Origin of the sequence: Psychrobacter sp. Ps2, assembly GCF_022129405.1 — a bacterium.
Lineage (GTDB): Bacteria > Pseudomonadota > Gammaproteobacteria > Pseudomonadales > Moraxellaceae > Psychrobacter.
In genome coordinates, this window is the sequence record NZ_JADQAM010000058.1 from 76311 (window position 1) to 102142 (window position 25832).

The 25832-nt window shown below is 41.2% G+C and carries 21 protein-coding genes and 1 pseudogene; 9 read left to right on the top strand and 13 right to left on the bottom strand.

Annotated features, from left to right (window positions below):
• Positions 1 to 66: 66 nt before the first annotated feature.
• Positions 67 to 693: a manganese efflux pump MntP family protein gene (locus I3254_RS09685; RefSeq protein WP_238052713.1), complete on the top strand. Its 627-nt coding sequence runs from the start codon at positions 67 to 69 to the stop codon at positions 691 to 693.
• 106 nt (positions 694 to 799) lie between these two features.
• Here I3254_RS09685 and rlmF read toward each other — a convergent pair whose 3' ends face one another.
• Together rlmF and I3254_RS09695 are read right to left on the bottom strand one after the other, a co-directional pair.
• Positions 800 to 1837 carry a 23S rRNA (adenine(1618)-N(6))-methyltransferase RlmF gene (rlmF, locus tag I3254_RS09690; RefSeq protein WP_102094836.1) on the bottom strand — a complete coding sequence of 346 codons (1038 nt, stop codon included), beginning with the start codon at positions 1835 to 1837 and terminating at the stop codon, positions 800 to 802.
• A gap of 87 nt (positions 1838 to 1924) precedes the next feature.
• Positions 1925 to 2680: a LysE family transporter gene (locus I3254_RS09695; protein WP_238052714.1), complete on the bottom strand. Its 756-nt coding sequence runs from the start codon at positions 2678 to 2680 to the stop codon at positions 1925 to 1927.
• A gap of 229 nt (positions 2681 to 2909) precedes the next feature.
• Here I3254_RS09695 and I3254_RS09700 point away from each other — a divergent pair, with 229 nt between their 5' ends.
• The 5 genes from I3254_RS09700 (at position 2910) to I3254_RS09720 (ending at position 10171) form a co-directional block, all read left to right on the top strand.
• The gene (locus tag I3254_RS09700; RefSeq protein ID WP_201580433.1) at positions 2910 to 3710 is read left to right on the top strand and encodes a crotonase/enoyl-CoA hydratase family protein; all 801 of its coding nucleotides are present in this window, start codon (positions 2910 to 2912) and stop codon (positions 3708 to 3710) included.
• 80 nt (positions 3711 to 3790) lie between these two features.
• Complete coding sequence (locus I3254_RS09705; protein ID WP_238052715.1) at positions 3791 to 5578, top strand: hypothetical protein; 1788 nt, start codon at positions 3791 to 3793, stop codon at positions 5576 to 5578.
• Between the two features lie 362 nt (positions 5579 to 5940).
• The gene (locus tag I3254_RS09710) at positions 5941 to 7098 is read left to right on the top strand and encodes a MalY/PatB family protein (protein WP_238052716.1); all 1158 of its coding nucleotides are present in this window, start codon (positions 5941 to 5943) and stop codon (positions 7096 to 7098) included.
• A 241-nt stretch (positions 7099 to 7339) separates the two neighbouring features.
• Positions 7340 to 8950 carry a glutamine-hydrolyzing GMP synthase gene (gene guaA / locus I3254_RS09715; RefSeq protein WP_238052717.1) on the top strand — a complete coding sequence of 537 codons (1611 nt, stop codon included), beginning with the start codon at positions 7340 to 7342 and terminating at the stop codon, positions 8948 to 8950.
• Positions 8951 to 9130: 180 nt separating this feature from the next.
• A complete protein-coding gene (locus I3254_RS09720; RefSeq protein WP_238052718.1) occupies positions 9131 to 10171 on the top strand; it encodes a hypothetical protein in 1041 nt (346 codons plus the stop codon).
• A 121-nt stretch (positions 10172 to 10292) separates the two neighbouring features.
• On the opposite strand, the gene I3254_RS09725 is transcribed toward I3254_RS09720, so the two are convergent.
• From I3254_RS09725 to I3254_RS09735, 3 genes are all read right to left on the bottom strand, one after another.
• The gene (locus I3254_RS09725) at positions 10293 to 11297 is read right to left on the bottom strand and encodes an oxidoreductase (RefSeq protein ID WP_238052719.1); all 1005 of its coding nucleotides are present in this window, start codon (positions 11295 to 11297) and stop codon (positions 10293 to 10295) included.
• 192 nt (positions 11298 to 11489) lie between these two features.
• Positions 11490 to 12467, bottom strand: a complete 978-nt coding sequence (locus tag I3254_RS09730) for a zinc-binding dehydrogenase (protein WP_238052720.1) — start codon at positions 12465 to 12467, stop codon at positions 11490 to 11492.
• A gap of 235 nt (positions 12468 to 12702) precedes the next feature.
• A complete protein-coding gene (locus tag I3254_RS09735) occupies positions 12703 to 12957 on the bottom strand; it encodes a DUF2798 domain-containing protein (protein WP_179798547.1) in 255 nt (84 codons plus the stop codon).
• A gap of 293 nt (positions 12958 to 13250) precedes the next feature.
• On the opposite strand from I3254_RS09735, the gene I3254_RS09740 reads away from it, so the two are divergent.
• Positions 13251 to 13970 carry an aspartate/glutamate racemase family protein gene (locus I3254_RS09740; RefSeq protein ID WP_238052721.1) on the top strand — a complete coding sequence of 240 codons (720 nt, stop codon included), beginning with the start codon at positions 13251 to 13253 and terminating at the stop codon, positions 13968 to 13970.
• Between the two features lie 25 nt (positions 13971 to 13995).
• Here the strand turns inward: I3254_RS09740 and I3254_RS09745 are convergent, their stop codons facing one another.
• The 8 genes and pseudogenes from I3254_RS09745 to I3254_RS09780 all read right to left on the bottom strand — a co-directional run bounded on the left by I3254_RS09745 (position 13996) and on the right by I3254_RS09780 (position 23418).
• Positions 13996 to 15039, bottom strand: a complete 1044-nt coding sequence (locus tag I3254_RS09745) for a nitronate monooxygenase (protein ID WP_238052722.1) — start codon at positions 15037 to 15039, stop codon at positions 13996 to 13998.
• Positions 15040 to 15188: 149 nt separating this feature from the next.
• On the bottom strand, positions 15189 to 18779 hold the full coding sequence (locus tag I3254_RS09750) for a hypothetical protein (RefSeq protein WP_238052723.1): 3591 nt from the start codon (positions 18777 to 18779) through the stop codon (positions 15189 to 15191).
• Positions 18779 to 19527 (bottom strand): annotated as a pseudogene (locus tag I3254_RS09755) (IS5 family transposase). Before I3254_RS09755 ends, I3254_RS09750 begins: the two are co-directional and overlap by 1 nt.
• Positions 19528 to 19573: 46 nt before the next feature.
• Positions 19574 to 20065, bottom strand: a complete 492-nt coding sequence (locus I3254_RS09760) for an ATP-binding protein (RefSeq protein ID WP_238052724.1) — start codon at positions 20063 to 20065, stop codon at positions 19574 to 19576.
• Between the two features lie 229 nt (positions 20066 to 20294).
• Complete coding sequence (locus I3254_RS09765) at positions 20295 to 20672, bottom strand: DsrE family protein (protein ID WP_102078217.1); 378 nt, start codon at positions 20670 to 20672, stop codon at positions 20295 to 20297.
• A gap of 177 nt (positions 20673 to 20849) precedes the next feature.
• Positions 20850 to 21401 (bottom strand): acyl-CoA thioesterase, encoded by a 552-nt coding sequence (locus tag I3254_RS09770; protein ID WP_201606242.1) that lies wholly within the window; start codon positions 21399 to 21401, stop codon positions 20850 to 20852.
• Between the two features lie 59 nt (positions 21402 to 21460).
• A complete protein-coding gene (locus tag I3254_RS09775; protein ID WP_238052725.1) occupies positions 21461 to 22558 on the bottom strand; it encodes an alpha/beta fold hydrolase in 1098 nt (365 codons plus the stop codon).
• A gap of 257 nt (positions 22559 to 22815) precedes the next feature.
• The gene (locus I3254_RS09780; RefSeq protein ID WP_238052726.1) at positions 22816 to 23418 is read right to left on the bottom strand and encodes a YigZ family protein; all 603 of its coding nucleotides are present in this window, start codon (positions 23416 to 23418) and stop codon (positions 22816 to 22818) included.
• 196 nt (positions 23419 to 23614) lie between these two features.
• Here I3254_RS09780 and I3254_RS09785 point away from each other — a divergent pair, with 196 nt between their 5' ends.
• Both I3254_RS09785 and I3254_RS09790 read left to right on the top strand, forming a co-directional pair.
• Positions 23615 to 24319 (top strand): 16S rRNA pseudouridine(516) synthase, encoded by a 705-nt coding sequence (locus tag I3254_RS09785; RefSeq protein WP_102091327.1) that lies wholly within the window; start codon positions 23615 to 23617, stop codon positions 24317 to 24319.
• A 377-nt stretch (positions 24320 to 24696) separates the two neighbouring features.
• Positions 24697 to 25761 carry a disulfide isomerase DsbC N-terminal domain-containing protein gene (locus I3254_RS09790; RefSeq protein ID WP_238052727.1) on the top strand — a complete coding sequence of 355 codons (1065 nt, stop codon included), beginning with the start codon at positions 24697 to 24699 and terminating at the stop codon, positions 25759 to 25761.
• Positions 25762 to 25832: the final 71 nt, after the last annotated feature.

Here is a 25832-nt window from a genome sequence, read left to right on the forward strand (position 1 = left end):
TTGTTTCACGTGAAACTCATTTGTTAGCGTTTCTATTACCTAATAATTATAATTTGTGGGAATCAAATGGTTGAAGTAATTTTACTCGCTATTGCTTTAGCAATGGATGCGTTTGCAGTGTCAATAGGGTTGGGTGCTAAGGCTCAAAAATATAGTCATCAATATGTACTGCGCTTGGCTATCTATGCTGCGCTTTACTTTGGTATAGCCCAGGGTGTCATGCCTCTTATTGGATACTTATTAGGTGCGGCAATGTTGGGTTGGTTGGCCGCTGCTGCACCTTGGATTGGCGGCACTATATTGATTGCTCTAGGTAGCAAAATGCTTTATGAAGTGTTTACTGCTGATGAGTCAGATGATGACAGTGATGATCTGGACGTCAATGATGATGCTATTAACACTGATAGTGATACAGTAACAGCCACGAGTAAGCATGGACATATCAATCACCGCACTATGTTTACGTTAGCGGTTGCAACTAGTATTGATGCAATGGCGGCAGGGTTTACGCTGAATTTATTGGCACTGAATGCGTGGTTAGCTTGCTTAATTATCGCTGTAGTAACTGCTATATTTGGCTGGCTCGGGGTCTATTTGGGACGTCGCTCAGGCACATGGCTAGAGGATAAAGCTGAAGCATTAGGTGGATTGGTGCTTATTGCGATTGGTCTAAAAGTGATGTTTTTTAGCTAATTTATTTAGATTCTTACTGAGTACTCATAAAAAAGCACCGCTTTGAATATCAAAACGGTGCTTTTTTGTTTCACGTGAAACTCAAGTTAGTAGTTTTGCTTAGTGGTTACTCTTCGTCACTGTCAAAGCGCCAAGCTAGTACGCGAGTGCTTTTTTGACCTTGGCTCATCTCGATGATACGCATTTGAGCGACGTTTAGCTGCTTTAATAATAATTGCAATGGCTTAACGTTTTCAGATTTCGACACTAAGGTAGTGAACCAACCAACGTGTTCTGCAAAGCTCTGGCTTTCTTTAGCCATTTTGGTTAAGAAGGCAATCTCGCCACCTTCACTCCATAGCTCTTTGTGCTGACCGCCGAAGTTTAAGTTTTGTGCAGCGTTGCCTGATTTGGTTGAACTACGGCTGATTTGCTCGCTTTCATTCTTACCACGATGGCGCTGCAAGTTATGTTGCTTTCGGCTATTGGCTTCCATCGCTTCTTCTAATGAAGCATGAAACGGAGGGTTACAAACCACGACATCAAAATAGTCTTGACGACCAATGATGTTTTTAAAGATAAATTTAGGCTCAGGCTGTAGCTTTACTTTAACAGCACTCTTTAGCTTTGGATTGGCTTCACAAATTAGCGCTGCGGTATTGACCGAGATAGGGTCAATGTCACTTGCTGTAAAGCGCCAGCCATAGCTCTGACTACCAACGATAGGATAGATAGCACTGGCACCAGTACCGATATCAAGGGCATGAATCTCTTTACCCGTTGGCGGTGTGTTATCGGCATTTACGTGAGTAGTTTGCGCCAATAAGTCCGCAATATAGTGAATATAATCGGCACGTCCAGGAATAGGCGGGCATAGATAGCCTTCAGGAATGTCCCAAAACTTAACCCCGTAATAATTCGCCAACAGTGCTTTATTTAGCACGCGAACAGCCTGATGATCCGAGAAGTTAATCGTCGACTCACCTTTAGGGTTGGTAATAGTATGGTCAGCAAGCTCAGGTAAAGCTCGAGTCAGTACGGCAAAGTCATAACGACCTTGGTGCGGGTTACGTGGGTGCAGCTGACCGAGTTTCTTTGCGGTCGCAGGAGATCTGTTTCTGTGTTTACTATTTGCAGGGTTACGGGTCATGGGCTTACTTGTCATAATGTCAGGCTACGATATATGGATATAAGTAACCAGTGTAGCAGATTTCGCAGGTTGCTAATTGTTTATCCGCGCTTTATCGGTCGCTTATCGGTGACGTAATATCAAGTTAAGTCCCAATACTATCATCGCTGTACCCAATACGCGGTCTATCCAATGTTCAAAACGCTGAAAGCGGCGATGAATCGCAGGGATAGAAAGCAGCATCACGACGGTACTAAACCAAGCCATCTGTAAGACCATCATCCATACGCCATAAATAGCCAATTGCCACAGCGGTATGTCAGGTGATAATACGAGTGTGAATATCGCCACAAAATACACGGGCGCTTTTGGATTGAATACATTACAAAAAAAGCCACGGCGCATGGTGGCAAACGTTGATTCGTTATTGCTAGGCGATTTTTTGATAGAGGTTTCTTTGGTTGTAGGTGTGGTCTGGCTAGTAAGCGAATCTTGCGAAACGTGAGCACTTGAACCTACTTGTGAATCTGCTTTTTCTAAAGGATGTGTTTTTTCTAAAAGGTGAGCTGTGTCTAAATCTGCTGGTTTTTTAGGCTTAGCTTGGATACCTTGCCAACCTAAGTAAATCAGATAGCCGCCCCCCAACCATTTAATAGTAGTCAATAATGGCTGCGAATGAGCAATGACAGTCGCCAGTCCTAATACAGAATAGATAATATGGACGGCAAGACCCAAGGTAATACCGAGACTACAAATCAAACCTGTGCGTCGGCCTTTTGCTAATGTCTGCTGCGAGACTAAGACAAAATCAGGGCCAGGTGAGGCCGCAGCCAATAGATGTACGCTAGTGATGAGTAAAAAACCGTGCCAAAATTCCATAAAATACTCTTAACCATATTTAGACCTGCAACATAGTTGCACTTATCGTAAATGAGGTCAACTTTTATCGATTTTTGCACTATGCGAGTCATCTCTATTGCTTGTGTTATAGAACAAGGGTGTCTATATTAAAGGTGACTTCTCACTCAATCTCTACCGATAAATTATTGAGATTCGACTATATAACCACTCATTATATGCCAATGATTACTTTAACAAGGATGGAACCATGACTACGGATAGTAACGCCACAGAGAACCGCATCACTTATAACACACAAGGCCATGTTTGCCTTGTCGGGCTAAACCGTGCCAACAAACGCAACGCCTTTGACAGTCATATGATTGCCCAACTGTCTGACGCCATGACTCGCTACGAGCAAGACGACAACTTACGCTGTGCATTAATATTTGCCCATGGAGATCACTTCACTGCTGGGCTAGATTTGGTAGAGCTACAAGACAAGCTAAACGATGGCGTGTTTGAGTTTAATGACGAACAAATCGACCCATGGGGTATCAGTGGAAAACTGCGTACCAAACCAGTGGTCGTCGCGGTAAAAGGTACTTGCTTCACTGTGGCTATCGAGCTGATGCTAAATAGTGATGTGGTCATCGCTAGTGATAACTGCAACTTTGCTCAAATGGAAGTCCAGCGCGGTATCATGCCATTTGGCGGGGCAACGGTACGCTTTGTCGCAGCGGCAGGCTGGCAAAAAGCCATGCCATATCTGCTTACTGGTAAAGCATTCGATGCGCAAACGGCAGATAGACTGAATTTGGTCAGTGAAGTGGTGGCAAATGGGACTGAGTATGAGCGTGCATTAACGCTTGCCCAAGAGATCTGTAAAGCTGCACCTTTAGGTGTCAGAGGCGCATTGTCGTCAGCGCAAGATGCTAGCCGTAATGGCGCAGCGACTGCATTGGCTAATATCCATAGCTATCTACCACCGCTGTTTCATTCAGAAGATGCGAAAGAGGGTGTAATGGCGATGGTTGAGAGACGTGAGGCTGAGTTTAAGGGGCGTTAGAATTAGATTCTATAATAGTAAATCTTAAGAAGTATAACCACGTTTTGGTAATTAATTAGAGTTGGCATAGGTCGCTTAATATGGGTATGGAAACGACAGGAAGCGTCAAAGAGATTAGAGATGTTGTAGTAGAAGTCGGTCAGTTTATTACTAATTTTGTTGGTAAAGACTATCAAAAATTTGCTACCAAATACAACTTTGCTTTGAGTGACTACTTAAAAGCTAAGTTGGTCAATCTATCTAAAGTGAAAATGGCATTTTTCTCTTCGCAAGTTGTTGAACTTAATGATATTTATGTTGCACAATATATTTCATTAGGCAATAAGCTGTACTCACAGGAAAGTTTCTTCGAATCACTCTTACAACATAAGAAAATGGTAGTGAGTGCTACAGCAGGTTCAGGGAAATCCTGTCTTTTAAAGAGTATGTTTATAAGTGTAATAAAAGACAGAAGTGATCTATTACCTCTATTTCTAGAACTTAGAAAGGTGAATGAGACTAATGATTCTATTTTCGAAACACTTAGGACTGATATAGCGATATATAATGAAAAATTTGATAAAGCCAATTTAAATTACTTACTTGATAGAGATGGAACGATAGTTTTTTTAGATGGTTTTGATGAAGTGAACCATGATTTAAAAGACAAATTCACGAAAGAAATTAATAGTTTAGCAGATAAATATCCAAATCTTATTATCGTGGTTTCATCAAGACCAGAATACAATTTATTCTCTGATTGGTCGCTGTATGACGTCGCTCGTATTCAACCTCTGATCTTATCTCAAGCAGTAGATGTGATAAAGAAATTAGATTACGATAGCGAGGTAAGAGCGAGGTTCATACTAGCGTTAGAGACTACACTTTTTAGTAAGCATGAAAGTTTTTCTAGTAATCCTTTGCTACTCACAATTATGTTAGTGACATATGAGCAGTTTGGCGATATACCTGACAGAGTCTATATATTTTATGATCTTGCTTATCACGCACTATTTAATAAACATGACGTATCGAAACAGGGTTTTCTAAGAAAAAGTTCAACCAATTTAGATATGTACGAGTTAAGAGATATATTTGCTCTGTTTAGCTTATTTACATATAGTAAACAAATGTTTGATATGACAGAGGATGAAATCCATACATTTTTGAAAAAATGTTTAGTACATTCAAAATCTGAGGTTATTGACAAGGATTTAAAGTTAGAGCTATTAAATAATGTGCCTTTATTAATGAGAGACGGCTTAAATTATTGCTTTACCCATCGTTCATTTCAAGAATATTTTACTGCATATTACATAGTAAATCATGCAGTTAAAGAACAAGTTTTTGAACGTGTATGTGGACGATATTATTCAGACAATGTTGTTGATATGGCATTTTCTATGAATAAAGACATAATAGAAGACAAGTGGATACTTCCAAAAATTAACAAAATTTTAGAATTAAAACCAGTCGATATTACAACTACAAATCGTAAAATAACGTTAATATCAGCGTTCTTTAACCGAATTGAAGAGGTCAAAGATAGAGGAAAAAAGGAAATAGGGTTCATACATAATGAAAACTCTAATTTTCTCTACTATCTAATCCAAAAATATGATTGTCACAGTCAAATTATTTATTTGAATAACAAATATCACTCTCATGATTTTACTTATGAAGAAACAGATTTTTTTGAATTAGTCTTAAACGATAAGCCGTCTATAATCCTTGAAGAGTTGAACGATTTTGAGAAAAATTTAGTTTGTCGTATGGGTAGTTCGCGTTATGGAGAGTGGAGTTTTGAGTTAATTGAATATATTAAGAGCTTGATTCTGACTAATAGAAATGACTCTCTAGATGATATTGAAAATTTCATTTTTGATTAAACATAACCTTAGTTTTTCTATAGAGGTTGCCTTGAAGCGTGGTTGAGCCCTGACAGTAGCGGCTATCCTGCTTGAATAGGCGTGTTGCGAAGGCTAGGTTTTGGGGCAGTCTCGTGACTAAACAGGAATACCCCAAACCGTGGCCGCGCCACGCCTAGATAAGCAGATAATAGCGGATGGCAGGATTGGCTACTATTTCCCTCAACGCCAACCCAACCGTTAACCCACCTTTTTAGTATTTCACCGCCTCAATCACACTTTACCCACATCGCGTATCGATACAACCACCATAAAGCGATTGGCGGCTATGGCATTCATGTTGTACCCTAAACCATTATTTTTTTTACTTTAGGAGAGTGCCAATGTCGTACAACTTTGATGAAATAATCGACAGACGCGACACCGGCTCACTCAAGTGGCACTATAGCGATGACACGATTGCGCTATGGGTAGCAGATATGGATTTTAAGGCTGCCGCACCGATATTAAGTGCGGTTGAGCAAGTCATGCAGCATGGCATCTTGGGTTATACCAAACCTACTGACGCTTTATATAACTCGATTATTAACTGGCATGGTAAGCGTTATGACTTGCGGTTAGAGAAGCAGAATATCTTATTTTCCCCGGGTGTCGTGCCAAGCCTAGCGCTGATGATGAATGTCTTTACCAAGGTAGGTGAGGCGGTAATGGTCAACGATCCTATCTATACGCCTTTTATGACTAAGGTTGAGCAAAATGGTCGCAAGCTTGTGCTCTCTGCATTAAAGGAAGTCGAAGGTAAATATCATCTAGATTTGGCTGATATCGAAGCCAAAATCATCAAGCATGAGGTTAAGCTTTATCTACTGTGCAATCCACACAATCCTGGCGGGCGTGTATGGACGAGGGACGAACTAAAAGCGCTACTTGCCATTTGCAAAAAGCATAATGTGGCGATTGTTAGTGATGAGATTCATCAGGATTTGACCTTGACTGGTCACACGTTTACGCCGTTTCTGACGCTGGCAAAAGGCTATGAGCACAACGTCGTCAGCCTGACCTCAATGACCAAAACCTTTAATATCGCAGGTATCAAAGGCTCTATGATATTTGTAACAGACGAGGCATTAGTTAAAAAAATTAGCCAGCAGCAGCACTTAAATGATGAGTACGAGCTGAACCTATTTGCGTATACAGCCATGCGTGTGGCTTATGAGCAAGGTGGTGAGTGGTTGGCGCGGGCGCTTGCTTATATCGACGCCAATATTGATTTGACGGTGCAGTTTTTAGAAGCGCATCTGCCGAAGATTAAGGTCATGCGTCCAGAAGCCTCGTATTTAATTTGGGTAGATTGCTCAGCGTATGCTGAAGACGATCAAGCACTGTATGACACCCTTCGCGCTGCCAAGGTTGAGTTGAGTGCGGGGTTCAAATATGGTGAGGAAGGGCATCTTAAAATGCGGATTAATGTTGCATGTCCTAGAGCATTGCTATTAGAAGGGTTGACTCGTATGCATGCAGCGTTGGGTGATGCTACGTAGTAAGTGCAGTAAGTAGTACGGGTCCTTGCTAAATGGAGAGGCAGATAGTCTGTTTGTCACTGGGCTTATGATTGGGCTTACTGTCTCTTCTGTTCTTATTTTTAGCCTATTTAGACGACTATCGAGTGAATTGAAGGTACGCCCTAATAATAATCGCGAATAATTCATCATCTAATAGCCAATAGAGTGCGTAAACTTGTTAAAATAGGGCACCAATTTATCTATTGATGGATATCGATTTATGACCACTGCTGCTGCCACTCCTGCAATCAAAGAAGATCGCATCTTAATCCTCGATTTTGGCTCGCAATACAGTCAGTTAATCGCCCGCCGTGTGCGCGATTCTGGGGTATTTTGTGAGATGTTCCCTTATGACATCGACACTCAGCGTATCATCGATTTTGGCGCAAAAGGCGTCATCTTATCGGGTGGCCCTGAGAGCGTCCATGCAGATAACAGCCCGCGTATCAATGACGCGGTGTTTGACCTAGGCGTGCCTGTATTGGGTATTTGCTACGGTATGCAAGCGATGGCAGATCGTTTTGGCGGGCAGGTTCATGCCAGTGATATTCATGAGTTTGGTGCGGCGACCATCGAAGTAAATGGTCACTCGCAGCTGACTGACGGTATCGAAGACAGCAAGACTGACGGCGCGGCTGCCAAGCTAAACGTTTGGATGAGCCATGGTGACAAGGTCATCGAAGCGCCGCAAGGCTTTGATATCATCGCCAGCACACCAAGCTGCCCGATTGCCATTATGGCCAATGATGACAAGCAATACTACGGCCTACAGTTCCACCCAGAAGTGACGCATACGCTACAAGGTCAAGAGCTGCTTGGCCGTTTCGTGCATCAAATCTGCGAATGTGCAGGTGAGTGGACGCCAGACAATATCGCTGATATGCGTATCGCACAGTTAAAAGAGCAAATCGGTGATAAGCAAGTATTGCTAGGTTTATCGGGCGGTGTCGATAGTTCAGTCGTTGCCGCGCTATTGCACAAAGCAATCGGCGATCAGCTGACTTGTGTGTTCGTCGATAACGGTCTATTGCGTCTGCACGAAGGCGATCAAGTGATGCAAATCTTTGCAGAAAATATGGGTGTAAAAGTCATCCGTGTCGATGCCGAAGATTTGTTCTTAGATGCGCTAGCAGGCGAGTCTGATCCAGAGAAAAAACGTAAAATTATCGGCAAAACCTTCATCGACGTATTCGCTGATAGCGCGCGTCAAGTGAGTGAGCAGAGCGATGGAAAAGTCGTTGAGTTCTTGGCACAGGGTACGATCTACCCAGACGTTATCGAATCTGCTAAATCACATCAAGGCAAAGCACACGTGATTAAGAGCCACCATAACGTAGGCGGTTTGCCAGATGATTTGGCATTTAAACTGATTGAGCCGTTACGTGATTTGTTCAAAGACGAAGTGCGCAAGCTTGGTATTACGCTAGGGTTGCCAGCCAAAATGATCTATCGTCATCCGTTCCCAGGTCCAGGTTTGGGCGTGCGTATCCTTGGCGAAGTCAAAAAAGAATATGCTGATATCCTACGTTTGGCAGATGCTATCTTTATGCAAGAGCTTGAGCGCTCAGGCTGGTATGACAAGACGGCACAAGCATTTGCGGTATTCCAACCAATCAAATCTGTCGGTGTGGTCGGCGATGGCCGCCGCTATGCATGGGTAATCGCGCTACGTGCGGTGGAAACCGTAGACTTTATGACGGCTCGCTTTGCACATCTGCCGTATGATTTGATCGAGACTGTATCGAACCGCATTATGAATGAAATCGCTGAAGTATCACGCGTGACTTATGATGTTTCGAGCAAGCCACCTGCAACGATTGAGTGGGAATAGCATCAAGCCAAAAATCTGATTAGTTCAATATAGTAATAAAAAAGCACTCAACTTAGTTGGGTGCTTTTTTTGGTTTGAATATTTAAAACTGAAATTTAGTTGATTAAGTAATTAATAGTCCTCAAATACTAATTACTTTTAATGGTTTTTCATAGTTAGCTGAAAAAAGGATATACGTAAATGGATAAGAAACAGCTTGAGGATGTGATTGAACCGTCAATAATGCAAAGTTTTAATGAAATCCAAAAACAGATAGACCCTCTATACAAAGCTAAAAACTCATTAAATATGTTGGCAGTAGCTAGTCAATATGAATATATAAGATCGACTTCTAGTGTTGGAGAAATTGCTAGAAAAGCATTTCAACAGTCAGGTTTAGATTTTTCCAGCTTTGAAAATCAAAGCATAGCAGTAAGATTTTCTCAGCTACAAGCTGAAAAAGTAGTAGACTTTCAGTCTTTAGGTCTAGAAGTGACAAAAAGATTGAGTGCTTGCGATGATATTATGTCTACGATTGCAATACCTTTAGGTTTAGTTGATTCAGCCCTTTTGACTGCACAGCGTAATGGTATAGCTTCGCAATCTATTTCTTCGATATATGAACGAGGTAATATAGAAAAAATACTAAGTGATGCTAATATCGCCACGCGTTTTCCTAATTTAATGTATGAACAACTAGACATTGCAAGTCGATATAAAGATTTATTTCCACTGAGTATTGCTGACTCCCTTACAGTTAAACAGGCAGTCGTCTTTCAACAGTTTGGCCAGTTTAGCGTTCTTGAGTCTTTTAAAGCTTTATCTAGATTGGAGAATTTTCCTTTCAACAGTATTGCAACAACTGAGTCCGACAGTATTCCAAATTTAGAAGAGAATGCTGGTATAACTGTATTGGAATTAGATTCGAAAATAAGCGATGAGCTATCTACTGTAGATGATTTCAATCAATTATCAGAAGAGAGACGTATCATATTAATCAATTTATATCGAGATTATTACTATCCTTTGATATTGAACAGTTTAGTGATACTTATGTGTTTACAAGATTTCTTAGAACAAAAGTTAGACCTAACAAATAATACATTCATCTTTGTTGGAAAATCAAAAGAAAAGCTATCTCATGTTAGCAATGTATATCGACCAAACCCATCAGCAATCATGGATAGTATAGTTGCAAGTTCCATAATGCTCTTAATAGCTAAGTTTTTAGGTTTTAGCTAAAATCTTAGTATGAAAACAATGGCGAAAATTTACATGAATATAGAAATAGCTTCCTAAACCAAAAAACAGCAGCACCTCAAAAGAAATGCTGCCTTTTATTTATAATGCTAACTCTTAAAACCTAACCCTTCACATTCACCACATAACGCCCAACCACTTTGCTAGACATAAAGCGATCTAGGTATTCTGGCGTTTGTTCTAACGTAATCTCTTCGCCATAGCTCTCAAGGTTAGCCAGTTTCATATCGGTGGCGACACGTTTCCAAATAGCTTCTTTATCAGCCAGTGGAATGTAGACCGAGTCGATACCCAATAGCGACACAGCGCGGGTGATAAAAGGTATTACCGACATCGAAAAATCAGCGCCGCTTGCTAGACCACAGCTCGTCACCGCGCCGCCTGCTTTGGTTTGCTTAAGCAAGTTGGCAAGGTAGTCGCCACCGATGGTATCAATGGCGTTGGCCCATAGCTCACGGCCGACAGGTTTATTGCCGATTTCATTGATGGTATCGCGATGACGTACTTCGCTCGCGCCAAGCTCTTTTAGATGCTCGCTTTGTTCTGGCTTACCTGAGAATGCAATCACCTCATAGCCGAGCTGCTTTAAGATAGCGATACTGATCGTACCCACGCCGCCTGTTGCACCAGTCACAGCGACTGGGCCATCACTGGGTTTTGCACCCATTTTCTCTAACTTTTGCACACTCAGTGCTGCGGTTAGGCCGCCGGTACCATAGGTCATCGCTTCTTTTAGCGTCAGCGTCTCTGGGCACGCCAGCGCCCAATCTGCTGGTATAGAGATCATTTGACCGAGACCACCATCGGTATTCATACCAAGATCATAGCCGAATACCAATACTTCTTGACCTGGGCTAAACGTGCCTGACTTGTCACTAACGACCACGCCCGCTGCATCGATACCAGGCGTATGCGGATACTCTCTAGTGATTCGCTTATTGCCTGACACCGACATTGCATCTTTAAAGTTCAATGACGAGTAGTGTACTTCGATGAGTAGGTCGTTCTCTGGCAGGTCGCTGACTTTGCGCTCTTGAATGCTTTTTTTGAATTCGCCATCGCTGGTTTCTTCGACAACTAAGGCTTTGAATGTTGTATCGTTTGACATAGCTATATCCTTATTAAATATTATTATTTGGGTTGATAGGTAACTGCTGATGAAACTAATTACTTTGAAATCATCATGACAACAGCATGGTTAAAATAAAAAAGCCCATAGTATTATCTAACGAGTAATACAAATGGACTTTTCATATTTATGATGCCTTCAATGACAATCAATGCAAGATTAGAGTATCGCTTAAGGCTTTAGAATAACTTTGCCTTTTTTACTTGATTGTACTTTTCCAGAGACCGCGGTTGTGATGTCATCTAGACTATAGATAGCTTCGATCGGTAGCTTCAAATCGCCATTCGATGCGCGTTCTAGCAATTCAGTGATCAGGCGTTGTTTGTTGTCTAGATCCATTTCTTGGCTGGTTTTGCTGCCCCAGAATCCTTTGACAGTCGCTTGCTTAAAGATCAAGCTGCCAGCGTCTAGTGCCATTGGCTTGCCTGACATGATACCAAATGAGACCAGCGTGCCTTTGCTGCCAAGTAATGATAGTAGCTCGTTGCTCGACTCACCACCGACTGAATCGACAGCTGCTGTGATCTTATCATCACCAATGATAGCGCGAACTTGGTCTTTCCAGTCATCGTCAGCGGTGACGACATTGTTTTTGATACCGAGCGAGGTCAGCTCTTCTATCGCGTCTTTGCTACGTACGAGGTTAATCGTATTCACGCCGCGCGCTGCTGCTAGCATGGCAAGCGTTTTACCCACTGCGCCGTTTGCCGCGTTATGAATAATCCATTGACCTTTATCTACTTCTAGGAACTCTAATAGCATTAGGGCAGACAACGGCATCGCAATCAGCTGGGCAGCCAACTCGTCTTCAATACTATCAGGCATGTTAAATACCATATTGGCAGGTGCAACAAAATACTCCGCCCACGTCTCGTGCACACTGGCACAAGCCACACGTTGACCAACACTTAGATCTGTCACATCATCGCCCACGGCATCGATAATACCTAGCGCTTCACTACCACCGATGGCTGGCATCTCAGGCTTATAGCCGTATTGACCACTTACGGTTAGCAAGTCATGGTTATGAATAGGGGAGAGAATGGTTTTGATACGGACTTCGTTGGCAGCAGGCTGCGGCATGGGACTGTCGCCAACGCTCAATACGTCAGAAGGTTTGCCAAAGCTGTTATGAATAGCACTACGCATGATGATTTCCTTTGTTTATTTTTAATAATCGTATTCTAGTTATTTGATTGTCTGTCAGTGATGGACACTTGAAGAAAGCGTGCAATCAGCTAACAACAGTAGCAACTTTGACGGATTGTTATCAGTACTTTTTTGGTTAAGTAACGTTGTTGCTTACTGATGAGGACATTGCACAATCATGGCAAATTCAAGACAACGATATTATTGGGAAATATGCTGTAGTGCGCAGGAATATTTAATAAAACTCTATCCTGCTCAGTACATGCTCTTGTATTAGATAGGCGCAGATGTACGCACTTGGCCATGCAAACATAAAGGCCAATCCCCAAGAATGCATCAATTCTGCAAAAAAGCCATCAACGTAGCCTACTTTTACCAATAATAGCGCTGACGAGATAATAAGCGACATCATCATCGCCATCAGACCTGTAAAGATAAGGCGATAGAGCTTGCGACGAATGCGTATTCTGATAGTGGGAAAGTTGGTCATAGTATTTGGTGTCCTGAATGGTGCTAATGACACTTCACTTATGAAGTGAGTGTCGGTTTTATATAATAAATAGTGGTAGTGGCCGTTAGGATTTGCCATTGAGTACTATCATATCGCGTGCTGACCGATGAATAAAATGGTTATTATAAATGCTTAGATTCAGTATTGCTTTACGATAGCCACTTTTACTGTAGGACATTTTTTATAGCAGGACAGTATAAAGAAATAACGCACTAAACTGGGTTAATTTTGCTACGATAAAGTCAATCACAGCAAACACATAGGAGCATGAAATGGCAGCTCAAGAACAACGATGGTCTCAACAAAAAACATTAGGAATCATCGGTGGTATGAGCTGGGAGAGTACCGAGAGCTATTATCGTCTGATTAACGAAGGTGTCAAGCATCAGCTTGGCGGACTACATTCAGCAGATTTGTTGATTCATAGTGTGGATTTTGCGTTGATCAATACGCTACAGGAGCAAGGCAGATGGGACGAGCTAGGTGTAATAATGGCTAACAGTGCTCAGCGTCTACAAGCAGCTGGCGTACAAGGAATCATGATTGCCTCTAACACGATGCACAAACTGGTCGATGACGTGCGCTCCGCCACAGACTTGCCGTTGACTCATATCGCTGATGCGACTACTGATGCTATCAAAAAACAAAATCTTACCAAAATAGCCTTACTTGGTACTCAGTTTACGATGACTCAAGATTTCTATAAGCAGCGTCTGATTGATGCGGGTTTACAAGTATTGATACCAGAAGATGAGGCAAGAGCAGAAGTACATCGCATTATCAAAAAAGAGCTGTGTGTCGGTGAGTTTAAAGACAGCTCACGAGCGTATTATCGTCAAGTGATTAAAGATTTGGCAGCGCAAGGGGCAGAGGGTGTGATCTTGGGCTGCACAGAGATTGGTTTACTTATCAAACAGGCTGATAGCCCTATACCTGTATTTGATACCACAGCTATTCATGCAGCTGCGGCGGTAGATTTTTTATTAGAGTAGTGCGAACTGATAAAAATATTTAAGCCTATAACGTTTTTATCAGTCGCTCAAGCAGTTCAAGCGTGCTTTCTTGTTTGACCAAAGTTACCCCTTGTCCTGCCCATAAAGATTGATGTTCTGCATCCATATTTTTAGAGGCATGAGCTCGCATAGATTTGGACATGGCATTTAATTGTGGGTAGGGCGGTAGCTCATCAGCGCTTTCAAATTGAGCAAAATCACGCAGATAATCGTTTAATAAACCACGAGCGAGCTTACCTGAAAATAATCGAGTTAAGCGTGTCTCTGAGCTGCGTCTGCTGTGACTGGCATCGAGTAAGGCTTGCTTATAAGTATCATTGATACCGCATTGGTCAGTGGTCAAAAACGCCGTCCCCATTTGTGCAAGCTCAGCACCTGCCGCTTGTATTGCTTTGATATCTTGTCCAGTCATAATGCCACCTGCTGCAATCAAAGGAATATCAGTACAGGCGCGGGTTTGGGCAATCAAAGTCAATAATCCCAATGGATCGCTTGCACTTTGCGGTAACCAACCACCACGATGACCTCCTGCTTCGACCCCTTGTACACATACCGCATCTGCGCCAATTTCGCTCCATGCTTTCGCTTCTAGTGGATGATTGGCGGTGCCGATGACGCGTGTGCCGAAACTTTGCAGACGCTGAACTTGCTCAGCACTGATAATGCCAAAGGTAAAACTGGCAACGGGAACGGGATTGTCATAGAGCACTTTTAGCTGCTCTGCGAAGCTCTGCGCTGGGCGTTCAGGTAGTGCAATTTCGATACTATTGTTTTGATAGTATTGACTCAGCCAAGCGGGAATTTCGGTATCAAAGGTTGTAGATTCTTGCTCAGACAATACCATGAGATTGATCATAAACGGACGGTCGGTGAGCGATTTAATGGTATCAATTTGGCTGGTCAAAGCATTTGGCGCAGTCATGCCAGATCCTAATGAGCCCAGTCCACCAAAGTTACTGACCATCGCTGCCAGTTCAGGTGTGGTTGCTCCTGCCATTGGCGCTTGAACGATAGGGTAGGTTAAGTTTAGAGTATTAAGTAAGGTCATGATGGGTAGCCTTTTATTAAGGTGTTTGCATGGCTTACTGTAGCAGAGGTAGGCAGTGCGCGTGTTAGATAGTGTTTATTTAGTTGCTGAATAGGTGATGATTTTTGACTATAAATTTGTAGTTAAAATAGTTAGCTATGGATTTGTAGTTAAGTATCTTCAAGTGATAAATCCATCACAAATACATCTATACCTTGTTTGTATTTATCTTCAATACAGACAGACAAATACTCTTGAAGTTGCAGAGCATTTTGCGGTTTATATTTACTATTTCCTTTAGGTTTCTTAGTCACATTTTCACCAAAATAAAATATTAAATAAATACCTTGTCCTTGAGACTGGTACTCTTTGAGATATAAGTCACCTAATTGGTCGTTCATGGCTGTCCATAAATCATCGTGCCATTGTCCTTTGACTTCTATAGGCAACTGCATTTCACTGCTATTACATACTAAATCAGCGCGTTTATCATCTGGCATATCTTTTTCAGTATCTAATCTAAACTGATAAGGTTCAATATAAGGCTTTAATAAATCAGCTAATCTATCTCTACAATAGTTTTCGCCATGAGGCTTTTTAGGATTTTTACTTTTGCCATCTTCATAGAACATTTTATAGCTGTCAAGTTCACTGGATTTGACCTTGCTTTGTATTTCGGCAAGCAATTCTAAAATTAAGGATTTTAAATCTTTACAATTATCAGGTGCTCTATTTTGAAATATATTTAGTAAGTCAGTAAGCATTGGTGCTTGATAATTGGTATCTCTAATATTGTTAGCTTGTTCTGCTAGCAGGTTAGTAATGAATACTGTATAACTTGAATGAACACAGTTTTTGAGCTTTCTAAGCTCTGTTTGAGCCTCAAAGGTAGTAGTATTACTAATTTCTGATAAGCAAAAACTGATGAATTCACTTGCCTGCCACCCATTCCTACTTCCAGAGCTTACGCCTTTAGGTCTATCAATATCAGGAAATGGATAGCCAAAACGATAAGCAATCCAAGACATTAACGTTAGACTCATCTTAGGATTCTTGGTTAAGCGGGATTCATGATAATTCTCTTTTAGCTGCCAAAATATTGACTGTGGGTATTGAGCACATCTTAGATAATGTATGAAGCTTTTGTCATCAATAATGCTTAATAGCGATAACCATCTACTGTTGGTCTCGATATTTTCATCAATATTGGTTATCGCTTTTACGTTAGTAGTAATTAAGTCATTTATTCTCGTTAGTGCATCATTATTGATAAGAGTGTCAATAAATCTATCTTTCGTCTCATTGCGCATTTTAGGGTAGGTATTCAGTAAATAAACAATCGTGTCGATTGAAAGCTCATCTACATCTTCGCCGTAAACCCAATGTATACCTTGTATTAATGCACCATCGATTTGAAACTGTGGAACAAAAAAATCATCAATAACTGTCTTTTTTAACCCTCTTGATATTATTTCATCCCTGATTGCTTCGCAAACATTAGGACGCTTATCCTCATGAAATCTAAAGCCTAGATAGCTGTCATAGTCTAAGACAACAGAGCAAGCTAAAATAATGTCATCAGACAAGTCATTAAGAGACTCATGTCTTAATAATCGACAATAAATACCAGCTAGCAATACAGGCTCAATTGGGTATTTATTTTGTATGAGTTCAGGGATGGTAGGCACTGAGCCGTGCAGACTGGCTTCAAACCCTTTTATAGCAGAGGCCGTTAGACTGTCTTTTAATATGTATTTAACTTTATCAAACACTTCTAAGTCATCAGGAATGTCAGTATATTTGTACAGCAAGGTTCTAGCAGGGAAATTACAAAATTTAGTATCACCTGCTTCTAGTGCTGCTTGATGCGGGTACAAATCGTTTCTAAGTTTTTGAAACCGTAATTTTTCATCTAGTTTCCTCCGCAGACTGCGACGTCTGTTTTTTATTTCCCATTCAAAAACAATAGGTTTCTTCTTACCATCTAAATATGCTAAAAGCTTGTTGCTTTGAGCATAAGGTAATGCGAGTAGATAAATCTCATTAGAGATAGCGTCTCTACCACAATATAAATCTATAAGGTGTTTCCATCTATCAGTATTATGTTCTGTCGCACTTTCCGATTGAATATATAGTAATAATTTTTCTATATCTTTATGAGATGGCATGAGTGAAGATAAAATAGTTTGGCCAAACAAATAAAAATTAAAATGCTCACTTGGTTGTTCTAAATAATACCTCTGAATTTTTATTCTTTCCCTTGGATTTTCTTGAAAGTAATTCATTAGGAATGTATAAGCATCTCTATCTGTTGAAGAAGTATAGAACTGATCAAAGATTGAGATGCTTTGATAGAAAATGAGTGAATCTATGGCCTGTTGACTCTCAGAAACATATCTTTGTATAAGGGTTATTATTAGGTCATTAATGTCTTTGACTGATTCATGATTATAGTCATATTTGTCAATATTTAGTGCGAGAATATTTTTTCTAATATTCTTTAAAAGTGTAGGAATTCTATCAATTGGATATTGTGAAAAGTAATAATAACTGCCATTCTGAGGTGCAAAATTGTCTTCTCGCTTTGAATCAGAAAGCTTGAAACTATATGATTTCATGATCAATGAAATAACTTGCTCATCTGTTATCAGACCAAACCCATACCTCTTAGCATACTCGAAAACTAATCTTAAAGATGAATGAGTACCTTGTTCTATTAAAGGAGTGAAGTTAGCAGAGGTGTTAATCAAGCTGTTATCATGGAGTAACATCAAAGAATCAAATCGAGCAGAATAATACCAATCGTCATCGTAAGTTATTGAGAACAAGTCGTTGGCTAACTCTTCAATAAAATCAGCATCTTGTAGTGCTTCAAGTACAGTTGTTAAGAAATGAAAGTTACCTTCTTTATTGCTTAGTATGTCTTTATATTTTTTAAGAAGTGAACGGCTAACCAGCCCTCCGGCTTTCGTTTTTTTCCAATAGCTGTTTTTACGAAACCAAGGGTTTTCTATAGTTAGCTTTTCTAAAGCATCGAATAATAAAATACTGTCAGTATCTGAAAAATAGTTAGTATCGCCATACTCTATCAGCCCATAAGGGTCAGTCTTGATTACAATTTCAGATAAATTAGGGTTAAAGGTTGGTAACCAAGCAAAAATACCTCTCAACGAAGCAATCACACCATTATCTACCACTAAATAAGAAAGAATATGACGTTTAACGATAGGGCTAGACATTGCTTTTGCTAGCCACTTAGCACCCAGATATTCTGCAATGCTTCTATGCCATGGCTTAAATAAGTCATCTTCTACTGACTGAAACAACCTTGACTGTATCGTTGCTTCTAATGTTTCACTATTTGTAAGGTCAGTTAAAGAGTAGATGTTTATTGAATGATCAGGTGTAGTGGAGGTCATGCCTTTATAAATAAATTGTTTTCCTGCTAATAGATAAGTAGCAAAGAATAAACCTGCACACTCAATAACTTGTTCTTGATACATTCGTCCAAGTGCATTCTGTGCTTCTGGATTTATCTCTTGCCAGAGCCTTTCAGTTGCTAAATTAAATAATTTAGCTTTCGTTTTAGGTATAGGATGAACTGAAAAGTCAATTTCTGCTAATAGGGCTAAATTTCTAGGATTTTCATAAAAAGAGGATAGGCTGTTTTCGTCTAATTGACTGATAAGCTGAGAGATTTGTTGTGTAGATAAACCTTGAGATAATAAGAACTGTTTAGCATCTTCTCTAGGGCATGTCATCAATTAAGCCAAATGACACAAGAAACTAGATGAATCGCACTTAGGAAATGACTGGCTAACTTATCATAGCGAGTAGCAATCGCACGATAATGCTTAATCTTGGCAAAAAAATTCTCGATCAGGTGCCTCGCTTTATAAAGCTCTTTATCCAAGTCTCTTGGCTGCAGTCGGTGACACTTGGATGGTATGACTGCATGGCCTTGTACCGCTTTAATCGGTTCAATAACGCGGGCATCAGCATCGTAAGCTCTATCAGCAATCCAAGTTTGGCTAATACTGACATCAAGCAGTTCATCTGAGCCACATAGGTCATGAGCTGCGCCACCTGTTAGATAAAAGCCAGTAGGATTGCCTAGCGAATCTGTACGAGTATGTATCTTAGTGGTCAGTCCACCTTTGCTACGTCCAATGGCTTGATCCCTTTTTTTCCAGCACTGTGCTGATGGGCTTTAACAATGGTGGCATCTAGCATGGCATATTCATCATCTGATTGTTCGGACAGCTGATTAAAAACCTGCTCCCATACGCCTTTTTTTGACCAGCGACTAAAACGAGTGTGAATCACTCTAAAGTCGCCAAAGCGTTCAGGTAGGTCACGCCAAGGAATGCCGGTCTTATAGCGGTACAGGACAGCTTCTACAAACAAGCGGTTATCCTTTGCAGTAACACCAACGTCACCTGGTTGACCGGGCAGAAAGTCTTTAATTCTCTCCCATTGGTCATCACGTAGGGCATGTCGTCTTGTCATAGTGGCTAATCTCAGATTTATAGAAACACAATGAGTATAGCTTATTCTAAAATAACTGTTCTATTTGATGACACACCCTAGATAGATTTGTTAAGTTGGTAGTCAATATACCTTTGTAGTCATTCTGAATTTCGTTATTGTTACTACTATTCCATTCAATACTCCGACAAGTTAATACAAATTTTGGATAGCCTAGCTTGGCAAGTTTGTTCAAAACACTATCAATACCACTGCTATCATTAGTAGAAGGTATCTCATCAAAAGCATCAATTAACAAAATTTCATCAGACTGAATGTTGAGCCTTTCGATTGATTTTTGAACTAACGCTGAAGCACTTAAAAATCTTGTTCTTATAGTACCTGACTCAGCTAGTTTTTCCATTAATAGAGTTTTACCCATACCTGCATCAGCAAGAATGACAACAGGTTTAGAATGGGCTATATCTAATAGTTGTGAGTCCTCTACAACTATAGTTTCGAATGTCCCTTCATCATTCTTAATCTCGTATTTGAGCTTTCTATCAATGTAGCTTTGCATTTTTTATTGTCTATAGGTATTAGTTATCCTTAATCTATCATCAATATTTGTGCATAAGCAACTTAAGTCTAGACTCTATTTTCTCTTAATTATTTACTCAAATTAATTTCGGAGGTAACACAAAACTAAGTCATCAAAGCAAAAAAAAGCCAATTATCTAAGTCACCAAAACGATGACTGAGAAAACTGACCCAATTTCATAACTTTATCAACTAACTTTGCTTATCTTTTAATTCAACTGCAACGACCCTTTCGCATTCATCAGTAGCTCAACCACATCATCACCGCTAATTACTTCAAAGCGCTTGTCGATATCTGACTCTTCTACACCGTTGTGTTTCATACAAGCGCCGCAGACCAATACTTGACCACCTTTTTCAATAAAGGCTTCTAGTAACTCACCAGCTGGCTCAAACGGATCGCCGATATCTACATTGTCTAGCGCGTTTGGTTTTGCCAGATGCACGGCATCCACCATTAATATCACAGTAGCAGAATGGCCTTTTTTCAGTGCCACGCCTGCCATGGTAAACGCTAAAGTAATTTTGCTTGGGTTTGATTCGCTATTATCAAATAACGTACCGACATAATCTGTTGTATTAGCCATATTATTCTCCTTATAAGACTATATTTGTTCTGTCTGAGTATGTACTCACTACTATCCTAACATTTATTATATGTATTTATATAATGAGTTGTTATGAAATAGTAGCTATAAGGTTGCTTGCTTGTACTATCTGTTAAATAAGCTAAAAGTAATGGATTTCTAGCTTATAAAGTTAAGTTAGTCAGCTGTATCGACAGGCGGCCACGGACGATCAGCATCACTTTTGATCCACTCAGCCACGTAACCCGTTGGCGGTAGATCCCATTCAGACTGACCCAACGCAGCCAGTACTTGTGCCGTGTCGATCACTCTACCACCCTTGGTCACACCAGTACGCAGTAGTCCAGATGAGCAAGGCTGTCCTTTGACCCACATTGATTGCTCTATATACAACCAGCGCGCATCAATACCGACGATTTTGGTCTTGAGCGTGACTTTTTGAAAGGCGCGAATACGCTTACGGTATTGAATAGTGCTGCCAGCGATGACCAAACCCCAGCGTTGTTTTAACAATTGCTTGCCAAGCCCAGTCCGTACCGCAAAGTCCATACGACCCAAATCATAAAGCGTAAATACGCGGCCGTTATTCATCTCCAAAAAATTATCTATATCGGATAAGCGGCAGCGAAACTGAATCTCACTGGTGTCCTTAAACGTCAGTGTGTCGCCCTTTTTTGCTTTTAGAGCAGCATGAGCGATGGTGCTAGCATAACGGATAAATGGGTACATAAAACACTCTCAAAAGGTTATAAACGTTGGCGTTATTATTTTGTCATTGATGACAGTGATTATTTATTGTCAGAGCCCATATCCTGAGAAGGTTCGCTAGTAGAAGCCACACCAATCCAATTAAAATAAGCGCTGACCGTTTCAGGTATCCAGTTGATATCGAATTTTGAAGTCTTGGACTCTTTATCATTGGTGATAGACGATTTGCTTTTGGAATGCCCGTTGTCTGAGCGATACCTCAGATAACCGATGTGTCCACCATGCTCAGTATCTAAGATAGTGACACTCTCAGAGACATCATTTGGCGTAGCAGTAAAGCCAATGAAAGGATCATCTTTTGCACTGATTAATAGCAGAGGGTGAGTGACGTTGCGCAAATACGGCATGGCGGATGCAGTATGGTAATAGTCGTTTTTGGAGCGATATCCGTGACGCGGCGCGGTAAAGATATCATCGAAATCACTGATACGATTGGCAGCTTTGATAGAATTGATCTCATCTTGCGTGAGATCGTTTGCCAATGCTTTTTTGATAATTGGGTTAAGCAGATAAGGCGTATAGATACGATGACTCAAGAAGCTGTGCATAGTAATGGCAGCTGAAGACATATCGACTGGCGCGGAGATAACAACGGCACCTTTACAAAGGACTTTGTCCTCATATTCGCCCATGTATTTGGCCAGTGCATTGCCACCTAATGAGACGCCAACGGCATAGATATTGGCATACTGCTCACGCAAATTTTGTAGCGCATGATGCACTTCATCAGTGTCGCCGGCATTATAAAATACTGTACCACTAGCAGGAATACCACCGCAACTGCGGAAATGTGCCACCACAAAATGCCAGCCTTGCGTGTGCATTTGATATGCCAGCGCGCGAGCATAATGACTGTCACTACTACCTTCCATACCGTGGAATAGTACAATCAATGGGGTTTGCTCAAGCTCGCCATCTTTTGATACTTCTACAGGATGCGCATCATAAAAGTCATAGGCAATATCGCTCTCGTCCAGTGAGTCTTTTTCGACCACACGGCGGTAGGTCGGTGCCTTTGGCGCAAAAAACTTGGGTAAGATGCTTTGTAGATGGGGATTGATCAGCCAAAATGGCGGCTTAAAAGGTGCTGGAGAAAAAGGCTTGGTTGAAGTTGACATATATTGGTCTTATTTAATAATTGTGGAAAAGCAAATAGAGTAGTGTGATAAGGGTTTTTTATCATAACGCCAGTACCTGTGAAAACCAATAATTTTCAGTGAACGCATGATTACTGAAAACAGCTACTGGAAATTAGCTACTGAGAAGTAGCTGCTAAAAATTATTAACCGAGAAACAGTTACTGAAAAAGCTAACAAATAAATATATTGAAAAGAGAACTATCTGAAACGGCCGATAAGTAGTTAGTCAGAATTTTTTAGTCTTCTGAATTGTTCAATACTCGACCATCCATCGCAAGTCGCGCTTTTAAATTTTCGACATCTGCTTTAGCGAGTGTGGCGGTTAAGGTCACTTGCTTACTATAGGCAACATCGTCGATATGACCGCCAAGGCTCTCTATCATATAGCGGCATTGCGCTTCAGTCGCAAATTCTGCCAGTATCTGAATCTGGGTCATCGGTACATAAGGGTTTAGTATCATCTCGTCGACGGCCGCTTGAGCAGAGCCCGCGTAAGCACGAGTGAGACCGCCAGCACCCAATTTGATACCACCGAAGTAACGTACTACGACGATAATCACATTGCCGATCGACTTATGCTGAAGGACATTTAATATTGGCCTGCCTGCCGTACCACTTGGCTCGCCATCATCATCAAAACCAGCACTAGTGGTATTATCTGGATCACCGATGATGTATGCCCAACAAAAATGCCGTGCATCGGCATATTGCTCGCGAAGTTGTTCCACGTGAAACATTGATTGCTCGCGAGAGGTCACCGGATAGGCATAAGCAATAAACTCAGATTTTTTAATTTCGAGTCGCGTGGTAACGGCACGTTTTAACGTTTGATAGCTCATATTTCATCAGGCTTAGGTTGGATATGTTAAACTGGTCTGACTTTCACTGGCTTTGTATTGGGCACAGTGTTCATTTAATTTTTCATTATAGTACCATTTCTAACCATCGAAGATAATGAGCCGCTCACGGCTGAGTGCTGGCGTCGTTAATTTCTGATTTAGGGCTGGTATAATAAAACCGATGGTAGTAAATAGTATGCGTTTAGATAAATTCATTAGTAAAGCCACCGAGCTGTCGCGTAAAGAGTCAAAAAAGATCATGCACGCCGGCGAAATCACCGTAAACGATCAAGTAGTCAAAGATCCTGGCCTACATGTCGATGTGGTCAATGATGATGTGATGTGGGCAGGCGAGCCGTTGTCGGTCGCTGCGGGTAATCGCTATATCTTATTGTATAAGCCTGAAGGCTTCGAGTGCACGCTAAAAGTTAAAGAATATCCAATCGTCACTGAACTGATTGCTGTACCAGAATTGGGCAGCTTGCGTATCGCTGGGCGTCTCGATGTCGATACCACTGGCGCATTGCTGATGAGTGATGATGGCGGCTGGCTGCACCGTGTCACCAGTCCTAAGCACGAGCATGCAAAGGTGTACGAGCTGACTTTGGCAGATGCAATGGATAGTGATGCACAAGAAAAAGCCGTGAAGAAAGTGGCTGAAGGCATCTTGCTTGAAGGTGATTATGAGCCAACCAAGCCTGCTATTCTTGAGTTCATTGATGAAAAACATGCACGCCTAACATTAGAGCAGGGCAAATACCATCAGGTCAAACGTATGATGGGCTACTTTGGTAATCGAGTCACAGAACTGCACCGCGCCAGTATCGGTCATATCAATTTAGAAGGGCTAGAAAAAGGCGACAGTCGTTTCTTAACGCCAGAAGAAGTTGCCAAGTTTTAATCAATGAGCACTGAAATTATTAAGCTTTGGCATTAGTATTTGTCTTGAAACTATCGTTTTAAACCCATTAGCAGCCGCTACTTAGTGTGCTGCTTTTTGCGGTCTGCTATATTGTATTTATGTCTACTACCTACCTGTGTTGCCTATCTCTTAAAGCTAAGTAGCAGTTTTGCGACATTAGCCATTAAGTGCTTTGCAAAACTATCCCATATGCTACAGTCTTTTTTATCTATATTTTTATGACAGACAACCCTTAAACCAACTCTAAAAATCTGACTAATCAGAAAATGTATTGCTACCTTTCAGTTAGTTGTAGATTTGGAATTGGTCTTAATATTGAAAACTGCCATTATTAAAAACCAGATAGGAATCTCTCTGTGACATTACCTGTATTACAGTCCACTAGCCTGATCAGCGTCATACTATTAGCAACGACTGCTTGCGCTCAGCCAAGTTCAGCGGATGCTAATAGTAATAACGTAACGCAAAACACTACAAATTCGCAAGCAGCTGAAGCAGTGAGTGCGACTGTCGATAAGCGGTTGCGCCAAGTACTGACCCAAGCAGGCATCAAAACACAGATTACTTCTATTGTGCCATCCAAACTGCCCAATATGTACCAAGTGAATTTGGCCGGACAACTGCCGCTGCACATCAGCGAAGATGGTCGTTACGTCATTCAGGGTGAGCTACAGAATAATCCGAGTAAGCAAGTTATCACTAAAATGCCAGTACGTAGCACGAGTGCGCAGGTAGGCGAACCTGTCAGTGCTTCAGTCAAGTCTGACATGCTAGCAAATATGGCTGCGCTTAAGAACATGAGCGCTAAAACGCCATTCTTTTATACCGCAGTACCGGGTGTTATCTGGGGAGCAACGCTAGAAGGCGTGCCGTTTTTACTATCGGACGATGCGCAGTATATTACCGATGGTGAAATATCAGTCATCGAAAACGGTCAATTTATCGGACTCGATGAGAACTTTGACAAACGCAAAAACCAGTCTGTGTTTGCGTCATTGGACAAAAGCCAACTGATTACTTATCCAGCAACCACTACTGAGAGAGCCGTTATCTATGTGGCGGATGATGTGAACTGCCCTTACTGCCGCCGATTACATCAGCAAGTGCCATCACTCAATGCGAAAGGTGTGACAGTCAATGTCATCGGCTACCCGATATATGAGGCGTCACCGAAGCAGATGCGTGGTATCTGGTGCCAAGCGGATGCAGACAGTCGTCGTCAGGCATTTGACAGGGCAATGCTACAGGGTGAAATGACACCTGCATCAGCAAGTTGTACAGTTGACCATGTGACACCCAATCGTGAAAAAGCAGCTGGACTTGCGGTGATGGCGACGCCTGCCATCTACCGTGAAGATGGCGTACTATATCAGGCGAGTTTTGAGAGTCCAGAATTTCTAGAATTCTTGGGCGTTGAATAATCGACTGGTATGGTTAAGTGTTTCAATAATTCAAAACTTTAAGGTATTGGACTGCTAAACAACGTAAAAAA

Excerpts from the sequence above, each read along its gene's own strand:
- I3254_RS09685 (WP_238052713.1), top strand. The coding sequence starts at position 67 with ATGGTTGAAGTAATTTTACTCGCTATTGCTTTAGCAATGGATGCGTTT.
- rlmF (WP_102094836.1), bottom strand. The coding sequence starts at position 1,837 with ATGACAAGTAAGCCCATGACCCGTAACCCTGCAAATAGTAAACACAGA.
- I3254_RS09695 (WP_238052714.1), bottom strand. The coding sequence starts at position 2,680 with ATGGAATTTTGGCACGGTTTTTTACTCATCACTAGCGTACATCTATTG.
- I3254_RS09700 (WP_201580433.1), top strand. The coding sequence starts at position 2,910 with ATGACTACGGATAGTAACGCCACAGAGAACCGCATCACTTATAACACA.
- I3254_RS09705 (WP_238052715.1), top strand. The coding sequence starts at position 3,791 with ATGGGTATGGAAACGACAGGAAGCGTCAAAGAGATTAGAGATGTTGTA.
- I3254_RS09710 (WP_238052716.1), top strand. The coding sequence starts at position 5,941 with ATGTCGTACAACTTTGATGAAATAATCGACAGACGCGACACCGGCTCA.
- guaA (WP_238052717.1), top strand. The coding sequence starts at position 7,340 with ATGACCACTGCTGCTGCCACTCCTGCAATCAAAGAAGATCGCATCTTA.
- I3254_RS09720 (WP_238052718.1), top strand. The coding sequence starts at position 9,131 with ATGGATAAGAAACAGCTTGAGGATGTGATTGAACCGTCAATAATGCAA.
- I3254_RS09725 (WP_238052719.1), bottom strand. The coding sequence starts at position 11,297 with ATGTCAAACGATACAACATTCAAAGCCTTAGTTGTCGAAGAAACCAGC.
- I3254_RS09730 (WP_238052720.1), bottom strand. The coding sequence starts at position 12,467 with ATGCGTAGTGCTATTCATAACAGCTTTGGCAAACCTTCTGACGTATTG.
- I3254_RS09735 (WP_179798547.1), bottom strand. The coding sequence starts at position 12,957 with ATGACCAACTTTCCCACTATCAGAATACGCATTCGTCGCAAGCTCTAT.
- I3254_RS09740 (WP_238052721.1), top strand. The coding sequence starts at position 13,251 with ATGGCAGCTCAAGAACAACGATGGTCTCAACAAAAAACATTAGGAATC.
- I3254_RS09745 (WP_238052722.1), bottom strand. The coding sequence starts at position 15,039 with ATGACCTTACTTAATACTCTAAACTTAACCTACCCTATCGTTCAAGCG.
- I3254_RS09750 (WP_238052723.1), bottom strand. The coding sequence starts at position 18,779 with ATGACATGCCCTAGAGAAGATGCTAAACAGTTCTTATTATCTCAAGGT.
- I3254_RS09760 (WP_238052724.1), bottom strand. The coding sequence starts at position 20,065 with ATGCAAAGCTACATTGATAGAAAGCTCAAATACGAGATTAAGAATGAT.
- I3254_RS09765 (WP_102078217.1), bottom strand. The coding sequence starts at position 20,672 with ATGGCTAATACAACAGATTATGTCGGTACGTTATTTGATAATAGCGAA.
- I3254_RS09770 (WP_201606242.1), bottom strand. The coding sequence starts at position 21,401 with ATGTACCCATTTATCCGTTATGCTAGCACCATCGCTCATGCTGCTCTA.
- I3254_RS09775 (WP_238052725.1), bottom strand. The coding sequence starts at position 22,558 with ATGTCAACTTCAACCAAGCCTTTTTCTCCAGCACCTTTTAAGCCGCCA.
- I3254_RS09780 (WP_238052726.1), bottom strand. The coding sequence starts at position 23,418 with ATGAGCTATCAAACGTTAAAACGTGCCGTTACCACGCGACTCGAAATT.
- I3254_RS09785 (WP_102091327.1), top strand. The coding sequence starts at position 23,615 with ATGCGTTTAGATAAATTCATTAGTAAAGCCACCGAGCTGTCGCGTAAA.